The organism is Baumannia cicadellinicola str. Hc (Homalodisca coagulata), from assembly GCF_000013185.1.
Lineage (GTDB): Bacteria > Pseudomonadota > Gammaproteobacteria > Enterobacterales > Enterobacteriaceae > Baumannia > Baumannia cicadellinicola_E.
The window spans coordinates 25444-44040 of the sequence record NC_007984.1 but is presented as its reverse complement, the minus strand read 5'-3'; the positions used below and the strand labels follow the sequence as shown (position 1 = coordinate 44040).

Below are 18597 nucleotides of genomic sequence, written 5' to 3'. Positions count from 1 at the left end.
TTTTTAGCCTAAAAGGCTATGAGATTTTGACCTAATAATTGTTCAAATGTTTCACAAAAATTGATTGTTAGCTTTAAAATTAGAGAACTAAGGTTAGTATGCTAATACTGGACTGGTGATAAAAGCTGACTATTCTAGAAAACTAGTATACTGATATATAATATATAGTATAATTATATTATCTTTAGTGATAATTATTTGATAAGACAAATATAAATTTAATAAAAAGCCATTATGTTTTCAACAAATAATTTTTTGTCAAAAAACTAACCTACTAGAACTAGTATATCTACTAAGATTTAGTTTTACTCATTTTATCAATATATGCCATACCAAAAGCCGATAAGACAAAAGCTAAATGAATAATAACACACCACATAATTTTATTATCTCGTGTTCTATCTGCTTCCATGAAAATACGTAAAAGATGTACAGAAGAAATAGCCACAATAGAAGATGCTACTTTATTTTTAATCGAATTTACATCCATTTTACCCATCCAATTTAACCTTTTTTGATTACAATCATCACTCATTTTTAAAATAAAATTTTCATATCCTGAAAACATTACCATTACTAATAATCCACCTACAAGTGCTATATCTATCATTGATAAAACAATTAATATTAAGTCAGACTCAGGCATATCAAAAATCTTTGGTAGAAACTGAATTATTTCATGAAAGAATTTTAAAGTTAATAAGATAAAACCAAAAGAAAGTCCTATATAAACAGGAAATAAAAGCCATCTAGATTCATAAATCATTTTTTCTATTATTTTATTCATTACAATTTCCATTGTTTTAATACAATCAATTTAATTCTCGATACGCATGTTATACATATTAAAGTTGCTAAAAAATAGGTTAGCAATATTTACTTAGCAATATTTACTTATTAAATAAGATAAGAAATCTATTAGAGAGGATAAGATTGTTAACTATTAAGTTTTTTTGAATAAAAAAGCTACCTTATAGTAGCGGTAGGTACATTTAATCTTAATAAGAGAATCATATTCGAGCAAGTGTTGATCTGTAAGATTAATGTTATGGTTATTAAGTAAAACAGCCTATACTATATAGTATAGTTATACGCAAAACTACTTTAAGAATATTAACAGTATAAAGATAGCTAGAGAATAACTAGCTATAATACCCGGAAGATACCCGGGTTTTATAACTATGTTAAGGATCTAGTATATTCTCTTACTTAGCAGTTAAATTTAATTTTTAAGTTCACTATTTAATTAACGTTTAGAGAACTGCGGACGGCGTCGAGCTTTATGTAGCCCAACTTTTTTACGTTCAACCTTACGAGCATCACGAGTAACAAAACCAGCTTTACGTAGATCTACGCGTAGTAGTTCATTATACTTCATTAGAGCACAGGTAAGACCATGTCTTATCGCTCCTGCTTGCCCAGATATACCACCACCTTTTACAGTAACATATACATCTACTTTGCTTACCATATCGAATAGTTCGAGTGGCTGAAGCACAACCATACGAGCTGTTTCTCGGCCAAAATACTGATCTATATTACGTTTATTAATTATAATATTACCACTACCATTTTTACTCATGAAAACACGAGCGGAAGAGCTTTTACGGCGACCAGTACCATAGTATTGATTTTCAGCTACCATAACTTATAATCCATCCTTACTAAATTTCTAAAACTTGCGGTTGCTGTGCTGCATGTTGGTGCTCAGTACCAGCGTATACTTTTAGTTTTTTTAGCATTGCCTTACCTAAGGCACCTTTGGGTAACATACCTTTTACTGCTCTTTCAATTACATACTCAGGCCTTTTAGTCATCAGATCTTTTAAATTTTGTTCTTTAATTCCACCAACAAAACCTGTGTAATGATAGTACTTTTTATCACTGAGTTTATTTCCAGTAACGGTAATTTTTTTTGCGTTTAACACAATAATATAATCGCCTGTATCTATATGTGGAGTATAAATTACTTTATGCTTACCACGTAGACGAAGAGCAATATTACTAGCAAAACGGCCTAAAATCTTATTACTAGCGTCCATAATATACCAGTTACGTCTTATATTTTCTAGTTTTGCTGTAAAAGTTTTCATGATAAAACTAACCCTATTCTTTTAAATGTTACTATTATTAACAAACAACAACTAAATTATATATTATGAATTAATCTAGCTAATGTAACTAAGGTACCATAGCTTATGATTTTAACATAATAGTCACTAATATAGTGAATAACTTCTTAAAATAAGATTTATCACATAATTAAGTTTTGCTATTTATAGCTAACTATATGTTTAACACTATAGTATAACGTAAAGAGGAGTCTTTATGATCTGGAAACCTACGCTAATTAGCTTCTTAGTAGGAATAATGATAGGAGTAGTAGCAATGCGGTTTGGTAATCGCAAGTTACGTCATCAACAAAATTTACAAAATGAATTAGAAAAGAGTAAAGCTGAAATAAATCAGAATAATCAGGAATTGAACAGCTATTTTGCTCGTAGTGCCGAATTACTAAATAATATGGCTAATAGCTATCAGCAACTATATCAACACATAGCAAATAGTTCTCATAGTTTACTATCTGACGATCAAAGAAATAAAGATAATCCATTTCGTTATCGTCTAACGGAAGCAGATAATGATCAAATTCCCGCTGAAATACAACCATGGCATAAATATTCAAAAACTACAAATAAATTACAACAATCTAGCTATGCCGAACATAAAAAGTAATAATACTTACAATTGTATTTTAGCTAGCATAACTCATTAGAAGCAGACATATATACGGTTACTTCTAATAAATAAAAAGCGAGTTAACCTTAAAATGAAAAAAATGTCTTTATTTAAAGTGTTGATGCTTAGTTTGGGCCTAAGTTTTTTACCGTTTTGCTCTCTTATAGCAGCACTACCAATCGACGTTAATGGACAAAATAACATACCTAGTCTAGCTCCTATGTTAGCAAAAGTGCTACCTGCAGTTGTTAGCGTTCATGTAGAAGGCACACAATCAACACCACAATTTGCTTTTCCTGTACCAAAAGAATTTAAATATTTTTTTGGGCCAGATTTCCCCAGTGATAACTATAGTACAAGACCATTCGAAGGAATTGGATCTGGAGTAATTATTAATGCTAATCAAGGTTATATTATTACTAATAATCATGTTATTACTGGGGCCGATCAAATAAAAGTACAGTTGAACGATGGTCGTAAATTTAATGCTCGAATTATTGGATATGATGAACAAACTGATCTAGCATTACTACAGTTACCTATCGATTCAACAAATTTAACTGAAGTTAAAATGGCAGACTCTGATACATTAAAAGTTGGTGATTTTGCTATTGCAGTAGGTAACCCATTCGGCCTAGATCAGACTGTAACCTCTGGTATTATTTCAGCACTAGGTCGTAGTGGACTTCATTTAGAAGGGTTAGAACACTTTATTCAAACGGATGCCTCAATAAACCGAGGTAACTCTGGTGGTGCGCTAGTTAACCTAAAAGGTGAACTAATAGGCATTAATACTGCTATTCTAGCACCTGGTGGTGGGAATATTGGCATTGGTTTTGCTATTCCAAGCAATATTGTTAAAAATTTAAGCCAACAGCTAATAGAATTTGGTGAAGTAAAACGTAGCCAGCTTGGGATTAGAGGCACAGAATTAACTATGGATATAGCTCAGGCTTTTCATATTGAAAATCAGCATGGAGCTTTCGTAAGCGAAGTCATAATTGGATCAGCAGCCGCTAAAGCTAAAATTCAAGCAGGAGATATTATCTTATCGGTAGATGGTAAACCTATTCATAACTTCGATGAACTACGTGTAAAAGTTGGTACAACTATGCCAGGTAAAACCATTAATATAGGAATACTACGTAATAATAGGTTATTTAATATACCTGTAATACTAGATGATAATATTTCAACTATCTTTAACCAAGAAGCATTAACACCTGAACTACAAGGTGCTATTCTCAGCAACTGGAAAAGAAAAGATGGTACTAAAGGAATACTAGTAGAAAGTATAATAAAAGGTTCTCCAGCTGCTAGACTTGGCCTACAACAGCATGATCTAATTGTTGGATTAAATCTTGAACCAGTGCATAATTTAGCTGAGTTACGTAAAGCTTTAGAACGTAAACCTACTGTTAAAGCCCTCGATATAATGCGTGGTGATAATCATGTCTTTGTCTGGTTAAAGTAACAACTAACTAGTGATTCAGTGATGTTATTTGAAATAATAAACCTAGGACTAACTATAAATACGTTCGATATTAGCTCCTAAATTACGTAATTTATTTTCGATACAATCATAACCTCTATCGATATGATAGATACGATCTACAATCGTAACACCTTCGGCAATACAACCAGCTAATACTAAGCTAGCAGAAGCGCGTAAATCAGTAGCCATGACTTGTGCACCAGAAAGTTTTTCTACACCATGACATATAATTGTATTATTTTCAATTTTTGCATGTACACCCATACGCATGAGTTCTGGTATATGCATAAAACGATTTTCGAAAATCGTTTCAGTAATAACACTAGTTCCTTTAGCAATGAGGTTAAGTAAGCTAAATTGTGCCTGCATATCTGTAGGAAAACCAGGATATGGTGCTGTACGTACCGTAATAGCTTTAGGACGTTTTCCATGTATATTTAAGCTAATCCAATCTTCTCCTGTTTCGATTTTAGCACCTGTCTCACGTAATTTAGCTATAACAGCATCTAGCATGTTCGGTCGTGTAGCATGACAAACAATATGTCCACGAGAAATAGCAGCTGCTACCAAGAACGTGCCTGTTTCAATCCGATCTGGTAGCACCCTATACTCTCCTCCACCTAGAGACGTAACACCATCAATAATAATCTGATTGCTACCAGCACCTATAATATTTGCGCCGAGAGTTATTAAAAAATTAGCTGTATCAACAATTTCTGGCTCCAGTGCTGCATTATCGATAATAGTTATACCTTGTGCTAAAGTAGCTGCACTCATCACAGTTACCGTAGCTCCAACACTAACTTTATCCATAACAATATGAGCACCGCGTAATCTTCCTTTTATATAAGCTTTAACATACCCTTTTTCTAATGTAATAGTTGCGCCTAGCTTAGCTAAGCCATCAAGATGTAGATCAACTGGACGTGCACCAATAGCACATCCTCCAGGTAAAGATACCTGACCTTGTCCAAAACGTGCTACAAGAGGACCTAATGCCCAAATAGAAGCACGCATAGTTTTGACTAAATCATATGGTGCACAATAAACTGCGATGTTACTAGCATCTACATAAACTGATTTATTATATTTGACTTTAGCACCTAGCTGGCTAATTAATTGTATAGCCGTATCAATATCTTTTAGTTTAGGAACATTATGTATGTTTACTGGTTCTTCCGCTAATAAAGTAGCGAATAAAATCGGCAATGCAGAATTTTTAGCTCCTGCAATAGTAACTTCACCGATTAATTGGGTAGGTCCCTGGATGCGAAATTTATCCATGATTGTGTAATTGTTTATATTTAAATAAACATAGTAATTAAACTATGAGAAATAGCTAAATTAATAGTTAACATCTATATAAATTTTTACCGTAACTTTGCCATTCCTCTATAGTGTATGCTTTAATTGATATAGCATGAATACTATTATTAGTTATATATTTCATTAGTGGTGCATAAATAGTCTGTTGTTGTTTTACCCTACTCATGCCAGCAAATATTTTACTAACAGCAATAACTTGAATATGGCTACTATTACCGCTTACATAGACTTCGTCTAATGCTAGAGATGATATGAGTATCTCTTTAATTTCATGTATATCCATACTAAAATTTACCTTTTCTATATTGAAATAATAGAAATAAGCAATAAACAATTTATATTAAACTATTCTACTAATGTAGCATATAAATTATAACCTATATTACATGGAACAACAATTTATACCATAAAATAATATTATATTAAATAATTTATGTATATAATAAAAATTATATTGTATATTTATTGAAATTATGAAGATAGCTTACCTGCTAATAACGATTCGTTATTTAGTAATATATTTTATTATTTTAATAAAAATTAATTATCAATTACCAGCATATAGTAAAATAGTTATTAGTTTAGACAATAAATTTATTAGATATTATCAATGACAAAATATATCATAGCATTTATACTCTCTCCTAGAGTTGAAAGTTGACTAGACAGTCGCTGCTTCGCTTTTATCAAATAGCGTAGGAGAGGAAAGTCCGGGCTCCATAGGGCAAGGTGCCAGGTAACACCTGGGGAGTGTAAGCTCACGACAAGTGCAACAGAAAGCAAACCGCCAATAACCAATTTTTTGGGATAAGGTAAGGGTGAAAAGGTGTGGTAAAAGCGCACCACGTAGCTGGTAACAGTGTACGGTATGGTAAACTCCACCTGGAGCAAGGCCAAAAAGAGGTTAAAAGTGTAGCCCGCATTTAAACCAGGGTAGGCTGCTGGAACTAGTATGTGAGTACTAGTCTAGATAAATGACTGTCCAAGACAGAACCCGGCTTAACGGTCAACTTCACTCATAAGAGCACATTCAGACTAAAACAGTGTGAATTAAAAAGACTATCTTTATCCATTCTACCTATGTTCGTAGGTCCAAAGTAGATATTTACTAATATAATATATAACGGTAATCGTTATTAACGAAGAAGTCTGGGTTTATTCTCATATTTTAAGAAATTATACTACTAATTCTTATTAAGAATATATTATATCTTCTTAATAAGAATTAGCATATATATTAAATATATTTTTGATGATATCATGTATATAATATTACCTAAGAATAAAATAAGCTCATATTTAGCTTAGTCCAGAGTCACTTTAGTGAAAGTCTAAAAGTCTATTGGTATTCAAATGACAGTTCAACTATTTATTCTAATAAATAGTCTATTAATTACTAAGATTTTATCTTCATTGTGCTAATTTTAGCAAAAGCACATATAACACGGATAAAGTTATAGTAACCGATATTTATCATCTGCTTAAACAGACTTCAGGTGTAATAGAATAGTATCTCGCTAACATAATATGCCGTTATTTGTGAGAATTGAAAATGTATATAATACAGGAAATATGCCATGCCTTATGGCAACATGATTTTAAAACACTTTCTGACCATAATATAGTCTGGACTACTTATTTGTTAGTGTTTATCATTCTCTTTTTAGAAAATGGAATTTTACCAGCGGCATTTCTACCAGGTGATAGTCTATTAATATTAATCGGTGTATTAATTGCAAAAGGAACATTAACGTTTCCTATTACTATCATATTACTTACTATGGCAGTTAGTTTCGGTAGTTGGATAAGTTACCTACAGGGAACATGGCTAGAAAATAATCGTTGCGTTAAAAGTTGGTTAGCTAATTTACCAGAACAATATCATATACGAGCTTACTATATGTTTCATCGTCATGGTTTATCAGCACTATTAGTTGGACGATTTATTGCTTTTGTGCGAACTTTACTACCGACTATTGCTGGATTATCAGGTCTTAGTAGTTCACGTTTTCAATTATTTAACTGGATAAGCGCTTTTCTATGGGTTTTCATCTTAACATTCCTCGGCTTTATACTAGGGAAAACAACATTATTCCAGCATTACGAAAAGGAACTAATGTTATTACTAATTTTAGTACCATTAATATTTTTAGCAGTAGGATTAGTTAGTTCACTAGTATTAATATTACGTGTAAAAAAATAAATATATGAGTAAAATATTATGAATAGAGTATACCTAATGACTATCTTAGTATTAGACTATTTATACAAAATTACTATTTTAGTAGATAATATCTAATATTATTAATATTTCTGCATATGTCAATAATCAATACCATTAAATTCATTTTACTAAAGAAGTAAATAAAGTACGTATACTGTGATGTTATTAACATTCAAATATAGTAGAAAAAATAAACAATACCTGCTACAATTACCTAAAATTGCTCAAATTCCTGCAAATATACAAACACTTTATAGTCCTCAATCTTTTTGTGAAACGCTATTAAAAACTATATTAACAGCAAAATATAGAATCTATATCGTTGCCCTTTCCTTAGAGCAAGACCAAGGTGGTAAGGTTATTCTTGATGCTCTATATCAAGCACGGCAGTTTAATTCTTATCTAGAAATAGCTGTCTTAGTAGATTGGCATCGAGCACAGCGTAGTCGTATTGGTAGTCATAATAATTATGCTAATGCAGCTGATTGGTATTTCCACATGGTAAAAGCTCATCCCGGCATAGAAGTACCAGTATATGGTGTCCCAATTAACACGCGTGAGGCACTTGGAGTACTACATTTAAAAGGCTTTATCATTGATGATCAAGTAATTTATAGTGGTGCTAGCCTTAATAATGTTTATTTACATCAGCAAGGTAAATATCGATATGATCGTTATCATATTATACGTAATTTACCATTAGCTGATTCTTTACTTAGTTATATTAAACAACAATTTTTTACTACCCCAGCAGTAAATAGATTAGATATTCCTACGCGTATTAAGAGATATCAGATTAAACATTATACTAAGTTATTACGTCAATCTTTACGCGATACCTGTTATAGCTATAAAGGAAGTGCTACGTTGAATGAGTTAGCGATTACACCATTAGTTGGCTTAGGTAAACAAAGCATATTAAACCAAACTATTTATCAATTAATTTGTACAGTAAATACTAAGATTATTTTATGTACACCCTACTTTAATATGCCAAGGCTACTAATGCAAAATTTAGTTGCTCAATTACGTAAAGGTAAGATGATTGAAATAATCGTAGGAGATAAAACGGCTAATGACTTTTATATTTCTCATGATAAACCATTTAAAATGATAAATATGCTACCGTATTTATACGAAATGAACTTACGTAACTTTCTTTACCGACTACAACGTTATATAGATAACGGTCAATTAACAGTAAGACTATGGAAAAATGGTGAAAATAGCTATCATGTAAAGGGTATATGGGTAGATAATGAGTGGCTATTATTAACTAGTAATAATCTTAATTCACGTTCTTGGTTACTGGATTTAGAAAATGGACTATTAATTCACGATCATTATAACCAATTATATCTCCAAAGTAAGCAAGAATTATCCTTCATAAGAACTTACACTAAAGTTATACTCCATTTTAATCAATTACAAAGCATTGCTGAATATCCAACTACAGTAAGAAAAATTATTTATCGTTTACGACCGATCCTGATTGACCGCTTAATTAGTAAATTACTCTAAATAGTAAATCTATTTTTTCTTTTTATCCGATCAAAGATCAGACATAAGCTGATAGCGGTAGTAGGTACAAAATATATATATACGGTAACGTCACAAATAAATTCTGAATTATACAGAATTTTATTCTGATAATTAAATTGTCTAATTTAATCAGTTGCCAAACTACCCATAGTATTTAATAATTTCATATTAAAATTGTACTGTCGTTCATTCAAGTTTACCGCTAATATTATTAATATTAATTAGCGGGTTTGTAATTTAATCATTCTTTTAATAAGACCAAACAATGGTAGAGAAACGCAATATATTTCTGATTGGGCCTATGGGAGCTGGCAAAAGCACTATTGGTCGTCAGTTAGCTCAACAGCTTAATATGGAGTTTTTTGATTCTGATCAAGAAATTGAACGACTAACCGGTGCTGATATAGGTTGGGTATTTGATGTAGAAGGTGAAGATGGTTTCCGTTCTAGGGAAGAAAAAGTCATAAACGAACTAACAGAAAAACAGGGTATTGTTCTCGCTACTGGCGGGGGATCAATAAAATCGCGTGAAACACGTAACCGCCTTTCTGCACGTGGTGTAGTTATTTATCTAGATACTACTATTGAAAAACAGTTAGTACGTACAAAAAGGGATAAAAAGCGTCCATTATTACAGGCAAAAATACCATCACGTGAAGTACTAGAAGCTTTAGCCCGTGAACGTAATCCTCTATATGAAGAGATTGCTGATATTACTATTCGTGCAAATGAACAAAGTGCTAAGGTTGTTGCTTACCATATTATTAGTATGCTAGAACGTAACTAATATTATGGATAGAATTAGTATTACATTAGGAGAACGTAGCTATGCAATTATTATTGCAAATGGGTTACTTCAAGATCCTACATCTTTTTGGCCCTTAGCACGTGGCGATAAAGTATTAGTAGTTACTAGTAACTACATTGCATCACTATATCTAGAGATTTTATCTCAGATATTAACTGAGCTAGGTATAATTATTGATTTATGTATTTTACCAGATGGTGAACAGTATAAATCATTAGCAATGATAGATAAAATTTTTACTGCACTACTAAAAAAATATCATAATAATGATACAACTATTATTGCATTCGGTGGTGGTGTTATTGGTGATCTTGCTGGTTTTGCAGCAGCAAACTATTTACGCGGTGTACGTATAATACAAATACCTACTACTCTTCTTTCTCAAGTAGACTCATCAGTCGGTGGTAAAACTGCTGTGAACCATCCACTGGGTAAAAATATGATTGGTACCATCTATCAACCAACTTCTGTCATAATTGATCCAAATTGCTTAGCTACATTACCACGACGAGAGCTATCTTCTGGACTGGCAGAAGTAATTAAGTATGGTATCCTTTTTGACGTCAATTTTTTCAATTGGCTAGAATTAAATATTGATGCATTATTAGGACTTGAACCACATACTGTAACTTGGTGTATACGCCGTTGCTGTGAGATAAAAGCCAAAATAGTTACAGCTGATGAACACGAAAAAGGGGTAAGAACGTTACTTAACTTAGGACATACTTATGGTCATGCTATTGAGACTCATATGGGCTATGGTAATTGGCTGCATGGTGAAGCAGTAGCTGTTGGTATAATGATTGTAGTTCAGGTATCTTGTAGTCTTGGTTATTTTAGCAATGTAGATACTGAACGTGTTAAAACCTTACTATTACGTGCTGGTTTACCGGTTATTGGTCCTATGAAAATTTCTTTAGAAGATTATCTACCATATATAATGCGCGACAAGAAAACTACTAATGGTATATTACATATTATATTACCATTAAAGCTTGGTTCTGCAGAAGTGCATACTTACCGTATAAGTGAATGGCAAAAACTAATAGCTCATCTAATTTAAATAAGATGATATAATAATGTAATTATATTCTGTATATTATATTATATTAGTAGTCATACTGACTAATAAAAATTACATGATAACGTCAATGATATGTCAATGAAAAAATTTTTGATAATCCCATCAATTTTATCAGCCAATTTTGCCCGTTTAGGTGAAGATATTGTACGAGTAATATCAGCAGGTGCTGACGTAATCCATTTTGATGTAATGGATAATCACTATGTGCCTAACTTAACTATGGGCCCGATGGTGCTGAATGCATTACGTGAATATGGTATTACTATACCAGTAGATGTACACTTAATGGTTAAACCAGTTGACAAATTAATTGCTGATTTTGCTGCTGCTGGTGCTAACTATATAACTTTTCATCCAGAAGCATCTGAACATATTGAGCGTTCTTTACAGATGATTAAAGAACTAAATTGTCAAGCTGGGCTAGCAATGAATCCTGCAACATCACTTTATTGCTTAGAATATATAATCGATAAAGTTGATATTATCTTATTAATGTCAGTTAATCCAGGTTTTGGTGGTCAATCTTTCCTTCCTATGACACTAAAGAAAATACAACAAGCACGCAAAATTATTGACCAAAATAATTTAAATATCCGTCTAGAGGTAGACGGCGGCGTAACTTTAGAAAATATAGGTAGTATTGCTCATGCTGGAGCAGATGCTGCTGTAGCAGGATCTGCTATCTTCTGCCAGAACAAGCAGAATTACGCAGCAGTAATCAGCGCAATGCGCAATGAGATTTCGTTAGTAAGTAATCTTTCTTCATAAGAAGAAGTTATTAATTTTGCTATTTATGATAGCTGATGAGCAATCTGCTAATAATAAATGAAGCATGTATAAGTAACAAATGAAAAATAAAATAATTAAGCCTATTGTATTTAGTGGTGCACAACCATCAGGAGAATTAACTATTGGCAACTATCTTGGCGCATTACGTCAATGGGTTAGTATGCAGGATGATTACGAATGTTTCTATTGTATTGTAGATTTACATGCTCTTACCATCCGACAATCAGCTAATCAGTTACGTAAAAAGTCGCTGGATTTTATTGCCTTATACTTAGCTTGTGGTATTGATCCTAAAAAAAGTGTTGTTTTTCTACAATCACATGTTCCAGAACATAGTCAATTAAGTTGGTTGTTACATTGCTATACTTACTTTGGAGAACTAAGCCGTATGACGCAATTTAAGCATAAAGCTAAACGTTATGCTAATAATATTAATGTTGGCTTATTCAGTTATCCAGTACTTATGGCAGCGGATATTTTGTTATATCAAGCTAATAAAGTTCCTGTAGGTGAAGATCAAAAACAACATCTAGAATTAATACGTACTATTGCTCAACGTTTTAATACTACTTATAGTAACATTTTTACCGTACCAGAGCCACTTATTCCTAATGTTGGTGCTCGAGTAATGTCATTACTCGAGCCTACTAAAAAAATGTCAAAATCATATGATAATATTAATAATGTCATTACTTTGTTAGAAGATACCAGGTTAGTCTCACAAAAGATCAAAAATGCAGTTACCGATTCCGATTATCCACCTAGAGTATGCTTTGATCCAGTAAATAAACCGGGAATTAGTAATTTACTCAATATTTTATCCTGTGTTAGTAATACTCCCATCGCGCAATTAGAACAAATGTTTGAGGGAAAAATGTACGGACATTTAAAAACTATAGTAGCCAGTTCTGTATCAGAAATGCTGAATTCACTACAAGCTCGTTATTATACACTACGAGCTGATGAAACATACCTAAGTAAGGTGTTAAGCGAAGGAGCAGAAAAGGCACGCCAGAATGCTAGCGTTACATTAGCTAATGTATATAATGCTATAGGTTGTTTAGTTAATAATTAATTTTATCTAGCCATATTCGCGTTGCTAATATGCAAAAGAACAAATTACTAACTAGTTAAATAGATGTTTCCTAAACATAATATTTAAGTGTCAGGAAACCACAGATGAATTAGTTACTCAATATGCACGAAATAATATTTGTTAGCCTAAAATTTTTATTAGATACTTTACATATAGATGTTTAATTGGCGTGCTATTTATAATAAAATATTATATTTACTACTCAAGATAGTAGTAAGAAGTCATATTATTCCTCCTAAGTTATTAGCAGAAATATGTTTAGATATACAAGAACCAATGATGTATGTACTACCCTATAATTCTAAATGTGATCTACTTACTCTACGTATACTATGTATTCAATATCAGTTACCAGACCCACTTAAACCTATATTTATAGMTGGGGTTCGATTTCCGCGTTATCTTTTTATTGATCAGAGTTGTCATATTCGTTCTGATGTGACTAAACAACAGCAATACGGGCGAATACTGCATAATTTTATTACTTTATATCGTCACAATTCCTGTTCAAATATACAAATACTTCCAGTATGGGTAATGTTTGGACGTTGTCCCGGCAAAGAAAGCTATAAAAATAAGAAGACAACATCTATTCAATTTTTCTGTTTGTTAAAAAAAATTATCAATGTGATATGGTTAGGTCGTGATAGTTTTATTTATTTTTCCCCCATAGGATCAATACCAATAAGCTATATAGCTAATAGCAACTATACTATCAATTCTATTATGATACTTAAATTATTTCGTCTAGGACGTATTCACTTTCTACGTCAAAAGCGCATAGCTATTGGTCCTAGTTTGCTAGTTCGCAAGCATTTGTTTGAGAAGTTGCTTGCTTCTCAAACAATAACAAAATTAGTCGAAGATGAAGCTCGTAGCAAAAAAATATCGATCAAACAAGCACAGCAAAAAGCTCTCGTAATAATAGAAGAAATAGCCGCTGATTTTTCTTATGAAACTATACGTTTATCAGACAGAGTCTTAAGTTGGATCTGGAACATGCTTTATCAAGGTTTATATGTGTGTAATGCCGATAGAGTTCGTAAGCTAGCAGAAAAAGGACATGAGATTATTTATTTACCCTGCCATCGTAGTCATATGGACTATTTATTGCTGTCCTATATTTTATATCATGAGGGGTTAGTTATACCGTACATCGCCGCCGGCATCAATCTTAATTTTTGGCCAGCTGGTCAAATTTTTAGAAAACTAGGTGCTTTTTTTATACACCGTACTTTTAAAGGTCATCAGAAGCTTTACTCTGCGATATTCCGCGAATATCTTTATCAACTATTTAACGGTGGCTATTCAGTTGCGTATTTTTTAGAAGGTAGCCGTTCGCGTACAGGTAGGTTGCAAGCACCAAAAACAGGTACTCTAACTATCACTATTCAATCAATGTTACATCTTGGTAAAAAAAAACCTATTATCTTAGTACCTGTCTATATTAGTTATGAACATGTTATAGAAGTAGCTTCCTATACTAAAGAGTTATATGGAGTAGTTAAGAAAAAAGAAGGACTGATCCACATGATATCTGGATTACGTAATTTACGTAATCTAGGTAGAGGATATATTAATTTTGGTGAACCATTGCCATTATTAACTTGGCTTAATCAGCAAGTACCACAATGGCAAGATGATATCAATTCTATTGAAGGTAATAGACCTAACTGGTTAGCACTAACAGTGGATTATCTTGCTGTAACGATTATGACCCGAATTAATAACGCAGTAGCGGTTAACGCTATGAATTTATGTTCCAGCATTATATTAGCTTCTCGTCAATATTCATGTTCTTCAATAGTAATAACTAGGACACGATTATTATCGCAGCTTAAGTGTTATCTTGAGCTATTACGCAATGTTCCATATGATGCTGAAGTGACAGTGCCCAATGTTACACCTGAAGATTTATTTCAGCATTTAATAACGCTTAATCAGTTCACTATTAAGAATAATAGTATAATTTATGTATCAAGTGAAAAAACTGCACTTATTACTTATTATCGTAATAATATTCAGCATTTGTTCATTTTGCCTTCTTTATTAGCAATTATTATTATTGCTCAACCTGGTATCAGTCGTAAGCTTATACATCAAAAACTTTTGAGCTTATATCCTCTCTTAAAAGTAGAATTATTTATGCGATTTAGCTATCAAGAATTACCGCATGTTATTGATCTTATGATTACGGAGTTACATAGGCAGGACATATTATATGAGCAACAAACAAAGATATATCCTGTTCCAAAACGTATGGATGAGTTACAGCTCTTAGCTGCAAGCGGAGGGAGAGAGACGTTATATCGTTATGCTATAACTTTTTCGTTATTATGTTCTTATACACGTATTAACCGTTATTCTTTAGAGAAACAGAGTATTATTATTGCTCAACATTTATCGAAAATACATAGTATATATGCACTAGAATTTATCGATAAAACTATCTTTTCTACTTTGATTACTACCTTGCGTCATGAAGGTTATCTATCTGATAGTGGTGAGATACATGCTAGTCAAGCAAAAGAAATATATAAGTTTTTATCCGCTTTAATATCCCCAGAAATACAAACTAGTATAACAAATGCGTTGTACCATATTAAGACAGTAGTTAATTAAATTAAGTCTAAAACATCAACTTTTTGGCATCGTCTTATCTACTCTAAATATAGAAATAATAAAATTATTTACTTCTATTTAATAGAATGATTAAAATCATATCTATACTATAGATTATAGAATAAATTTTACTTAATTAATTTTAATTAAGAAATGAGAATAATTATTCATAATAGATAAAATCATAGCATAAATTTTACTAAAAAATATAATCTTAATCATTATTATATTGATAGCATAGGAGTAAGAAGTGATGCCAATTATGGTATACGACACGTTACCTGCCGTTGATTTTTTGCAGAATAAAAATATATCTGTCATGACATACTCGCAGAATAGTACTGAAATGATAAAAATATCTCCACTAAAAATATTAATTCTTAATCTTATGCCAAATAAAATTGAAGCGGAAAACCAGTTCTTACGGTTATTAGCTAATTCTCCATTACAAATTAATATTCAATTACTACGCATTGATAACCATAAATCAAAAAATACTCCGGCGGAACATATAAATAAATTTTACGATAATTTTGACGATATTAAAGACGATTACTTTAGTGGTTTATTAGTTACAGGAGCTCCATTAGGTCTACTAAATTTTAGTGAGGTCTTATTTTGGCCTGAAATTAACCGTATACTACGTTGGGCTAAAAAGCATGTTACATCGATATTATTTATATGCTGGGCAGTACAAGCAGCACTCAATATTTTCTATAAAATACCTAAAAAAACTAGAAAGTTTAAACTATCTGGAATTTATCAACATCATACAATGAACCAAAATGCCCTACTAACTAGGGGGTTTGATCCAACGTTTTTAGCTCCTCATTCACGCTATGCTGATTTTCCTACAGATATTATTCGCCAACATACAGATTTAGAGATCTTAGTGGAATCTAACGAAGTAGGTGCTTATTTATTTACTAGTCCAGATAAACAACTGGTATTTGTTACTGGTCATCCTGAATATGATCTTTTAACTCTAGCTAATGAATATCATCGTGATTGTAAAAAAGGCTTAAATCCAACTATACCAGTTAACTATTTTCCCAAAAATAATCCTAGTTTAATACCTAATATTAGCTGGAATAGTCACAGCTATCTTTTATTTTCTAACTGGATAAATTACTTTATAGCAAGAAAAGAGATATCACTAAAAATTACTTCTTAGTAAAGAAGCTTATGCATGAAATTCACTTTTACGAACATAATACATCAAGTAATATAAAGTTCTATAACCCAATTAACATAATTTTATCCTAATAAAATCTATAGAGGATTACTTTCATCTTCTAATTCTTCAGAACAAAATTGTTCATTTAATGAAATACTACTATTATCTTGACTATTAATAGGTAGCAATGTTATTGGACGTTTTATTGCTACTCCTAGTTTCCTGAATACTTCTGCCTGACTAATCAGATTACCACGGCCATAAGCTAATTTTTTAATAGCTAGTTGATAACTAGACTCTAATTTTTCTATACTTTGACCTATATGATTCATATCATCGATAAATAGACGGAATTTATCGTATAACCTTGTAGCACGATCTGCAATCTTCTGAGCATTTTGACTTTGGTATTCATAACGCCATAAATTATGGATCGTCCGTAATGCAACTAATAATGTAGTAGGACTAACTAGCATAATATTATTCGCTTGAGCTTCACTAATCAGCTCAGGATGATGATTAATAGCTACCATGAAAGCAGGTTCAACTGGTATAAACATTAAAATATAATCTAAAGATTTTAAACCTAGTAATCGTGGATAATCTTTTTTACCAAGTTGTTTAATATGATTACGTAGTGAGTTAATATGTTCAGTTAATGCTAAATTACGATCTGCTGCATTATCGCTATTAAAGTAGCGTTCATAAGCTACGAGAGACATTTTTGCATCAATGATTACATCCTTACCCTGTGGTAATCGTACTATAACATCTGGTTGTAGTCTCCGTTCTTCATCATGCTGAAGATTGACCTGAGTATTAAATTCATGCCCTTCACGTAGACCAGATGCTTCAAGAACACGACTAAGTACTATTTCGCCCCAATGTCCCTGTATTTTATTATCACCTTTTAGAGCTCTAGTTAAATTAAGAGCTTCTTGAGCCATGTGGATATGAAGTTGCTGTAAATTACTAATTTCATGGGCTAAAGTATGGCGTTCGCGTGCTTCATAGCTAAAACTTTCCTGCATTTGTCTACGGAAACCATCTAATTGTTCACGCAATGGAATCAGTAGTTGTTCGATACTTTGCTGGTTATGTTCACTTACTTGGTATTTACTTTGTTCAACAATTCTATAGGCAAGATTTTCAAACTGTGATGATAATTCTTGTTCATTCTTAATAAGAAGAAGCTTATGTTCTTTAGCTGCTAACTTCGTCTCTTCTAAACAAATAGTTACTCCTCGTAGTTCAGCTTTAAGATTACTATTTTTTTCCTGTTCTACGCGTAATTCCTGACTAAGATGTTTACACTCCTGACGCAAATGATCTAAAAAAATTAGACGTTCTTCAGTAACTGCAAGCCTACTATATAATTCTTGTTTTGTCTGCTCTTCTTGAAAGAGCTTTTGTTCAAGTTTCTGATAAGCAATTTGTAACTGCTGTGCTAAACTAGATAATTTATTCTCGCGTTCTAAGCATTTATTTTGATATAATAGATTAGCTATAAGCCAACTAATTAGTATTCCTAACAGAAAGAATATACAACCAATAATACTATATAATAGTAGGGAATCCATTAGTTATGCTCAATTTATTATGAGGAAAAAGGGTATTTTATACTCCATAATTTTATGATAGATAGATGGCTAATAAAAAATTATTATTACTTCAATAAGTTTACCTTACCCTTAG

At 32.0% G+C, this 18597-nt stretch carries 16 protein-coding genes and 1 other RNA gene; 11 read left to right on the top strand and 6 right to left on the bottom strand.

What is annotated here, in order from left to right:
- Positions 1-292: 292 nt before the first annotated feature.
- The 3 genes from BCI_RS00165 to rplM form a co-directional block, all read right to left on the bottom strand.
- A complete protein-coding gene (locus BCI_RS00165) occupies positions 293-787 on the bottom strand; it encodes a TIGR00645 family protein (protein WP_011520245.1) in 495 nt (164 codons plus the stop codon).
- A 459-nt stretch (positions 788-1246) separates the two neighbouring features.
- Entirely contained in the window at positions 1247-1645 is a 399-nt protein-coding gene (rpsI, locus tag BCI_RS00160) for a 30S ribosomal protein S9 (protein ID WP_011520244.1), read from the bottom strand.
- A gap of 19 nt (positions 1646-1664) precedes the next feature.
- Entirely contained in the window at positions 1665-2093 is a 429-nt protein-coding gene (gene rplM, locus BCI_RS00155; protein WP_011520243.1) for a 50S ribosomal protein L13, read from the bottom strand.
- 235 nt (positions 2094-2328) lie between these two features.
- On the opposite strand from rplM, the gene BCI_RS00150 reads away from it, so the two are divergent.
- Together BCI_RS00150 and BCI_RS00145 are read left to right on the top strand one after the other, a co-directional pair.
- Positions 2329-2736, top strand: coding sequence for a ZapG family protein (locus BCI_RS00150; protein WP_011520242.1), 408 nt, complete (start codon positions 2329-2331; stop codon positions 2734-2736).
- Between the two features lie 94 nt (positions 2737-2830).
- Positions 2831-4213 (top strand): Do family serine endopeptidase, encoded by a 1383-nt coding sequence (locus tag BCI_RS00145; RefSeq protein ID WP_011520241.1) that lies wholly within the window; start codon positions 2831-2833, stop codon positions 4211-4213.
- A 48-nt stretch (positions 4214-4261) separates the two neighbouring features.
- Here the strand turns inward: BCI_RS00145 and murA are convergent, their stop codons facing one another.
- Positions 4262-5518: a UDP-N-acetylglucosamine 1-carboxyvinyltransferase gene (gene murA / locus BCI_RS00140; RefSeq protein WP_011520240.1), complete on the bottom strand. Its 1257-nt coding sequence runs from the start codon at positions 5516-5518 to the stop codon at positions 4262-4264.
- A 67-nt stretch (positions 5519-5585) separates the two neighbouring features.
- Positions 5586-5843 (bottom strand): BolA family protein, encoded by a 258-nt coding sequence (locus BCI_RS00135; RefSeq protein ID WP_011520239.1) that lies wholly within the window; start codon positions 5841-5843, stop codon positions 5586-5588.
- Positions 5844-6213: 370 nt separating this feature from the next.
- On the opposite strand from BCI_RS00135, the gene rnpB reads away from it, so the two are divergent.
- The 9 genes from rnpB (at position 6214) to BCI_RS00095 (ending at position 16899) form a co-directional block, all read left to right on the top strand.
- An RNA gene (rnpB, locus tag BCI_RS03265) (RNase P RNA component class A) lies at positions 6214-6578 on the top strand.
- Between the two features lie 534 nt (positions 6579-7112).
- Positions 7113-7763 carry a DedA family protein gene (locus tag BCI_RS00130; RefSeq protein WP_011520238.1) on the top strand — a complete coding sequence of 217 codons (651 nt, stop codon included), beginning with the start codon at positions 7113-7115 and terminating at the stop codon, positions 7761-7763.
- A gap of 180 nt (positions 7764-7943) precedes the next feature.
- Positions 7944-9305, top strand: coding sequence for a CDP-diacylglycerol--serine O-phosphatidyltransferase (gene pssA / locus BCI_RS00125; protein WP_011520237.1), 1362 nt, complete (start codon positions 7944-7946; stop codon positions 9303-9305).
- A 286-nt stretch (positions 9306-9591) separates the two neighbouring features.
- Positions 9592-10113: a shikimate kinase AroK gene (gene aroK, locus BCI_RS00120; RefSeq protein ID WP_011520236.1), complete on the top strand. Its 522-nt coding sequence runs from the start codon at positions 9592-9594 to the stop codon at positions 10111-10113.
- A 4-nt stretch (positions 10114-10117) separates the two neighbouring features.
- A complete protein-coding gene (gene aroB / locus BCI_RS00115; protein WP_011520235.1) occupies positions 10118-11197 on the top strand; it encodes a 3-dehydroquinate synthase in 1080 nt (359 codons plus the stop codon).
- A 99-nt stretch (positions 11198-11296) separates the two neighbouring features.
- Positions 11297-11986 (top strand): ribulose-phosphate 3-epimerase, encoded by a 690-nt coding sequence (gene rpe / locus BCI_RS00110; protein ID WP_041574875.1) that lies wholly within the window; start codon positions 11297-11299, stop codon positions 11984-11986.
- Positions 11987-12077: 91 nt separating this feature from the next.
- A complete protein-coding gene (trpS, locus tag BCI_RS00105; RefSeq protein ID WP_041574906.1) occupies positions 12078-13082 on the top strand; it encodes a tryptophan--tRNA ligase in 1005 nt (334 codons plus the stop codon).
- Between the two features lie 177 nt (positions 13083-13259).
- Positions 13260-15725: a glycerol-3-phosphate 1-O-acyltransferase PlsB gene (plsB, locus tag BCI_RS00100; protein WP_011520232.1), complete on the top strand. Its 2466-nt coding sequence runs from the start codon at positions 13260-13262 to the stop codon at positions 15723-15725.
- Positions 15726-15978: 253 nt separating this feature from the next.
- Entirely contained in the window at positions 15979-16899 is a 921-nt protein-coding gene (locus BCI_RS00095; RefSeq protein WP_011520231.1) for a homoserine O-succinyltransferase, read from the top strand.
- A 98-nt stretch (positions 16900-16997) separates the two neighbouring features.
- On the opposite strand, the gene rmuC is transcribed toward BCI_RS00095, so the two are convergent.
- Positions 16998-18482: a DNA recombination protein RmuC gene (gene rmuC / locus BCI_RS00090; RefSeq protein WP_011520230.1), complete on the bottom strand. Its 1485-nt coding sequence runs from the start codon at positions 18480-18482 to the stop codon at positions 16998-17000.
- Positions 18483-18597 lie beyond the last annotated feature (115 nt).

Coding starts and splice junctions, on each gene's coding strand:
- BCI_RS00095 (WP_011520231.1), top strand. CDS start 15,979: ATGCCAATTATGGTATACGACACGTTACCTGCCGTTGATTTTTTGCAG.
- BCI_RS00135 (WP_011520239.1), bottom strand. CDS start 5,843: ATGGATATACATGAAATTAAAGAGATACTCATATCATCTCTAGCATTA.
- BCI_RS00165 (WP_011520245.1), bottom strand. CDS start 787: ATGAATAAAATAATAGAAAAAATGATTTATGAATCTAGATGGCTTTTA.
- aroK (WP_011520236.1), top strand. CDS start 9,592: ATGGTAGAGAAACGCAATATATTTCTGATTGGGCCTATGGGAGCTGGC.
- rpe (WP_041574875.1), top strand. CDS start 11,297: ATGAAAAAATTTTTGATAATCCCATCAATTTTATCAGCCAATTTTGCC.
- BCI_RS00150 (WP_011520242.1), top strand. CDS start 2,329: ATGATCTGGAAACCTACGCTAATTAGCTTCTTAGTAGGAATAATGATA.
- pssA (WP_011520237.1), top strand. CDS start 7,944: ATGTTATTAACATTCAAATATAGTAGAAAAAATAAACAATACCTGCTA.
- BCI_RS00130 (WP_011520238.1), top strand. CDS start 7,113: ATGTATATAATACAGGAAATATGCCATGCCTTATGGCAACATGATTTT.
- murA (WP_011520240.1), bottom strand. CDS start 5,518: ATGGATAAATTTCGCATCCAGGGACCTACCCAATTAATCGGTGAAGTT.
- aroB (WP_011520235.1), top strand. CDS start 10,118: ATGGATAGAATTAGTATTACATTAGGAGAACGTAGCTATGCAATTATT.
- BCI_RS00145 (WP_011520241.1), top strand. CDS start 2,831: ATGAAAAAAATGTCTTTATTTAAAGTGTTGATGCTTAGTTTGGGCCTA.
- rmuC (WP_011520230.1), bottom strand. CDS start 18,482: ATGGATTCCCTACTATTATATAGTATTATTGGTTGTATATTCTTTCTG.
- rpsI (WP_011520244.1), bottom strand. CDS start 1,645: ATGGTAGCTGAAAATCAATACTATGGTACTGGTCGCCGTAAAAGCTCT.
- rplM (WP_011520243.1), bottom strand. CDS start 2,093: ATGAAAACTTTTACAGCAAAACTAGAAAATATAAGACGTAACTGGTAT.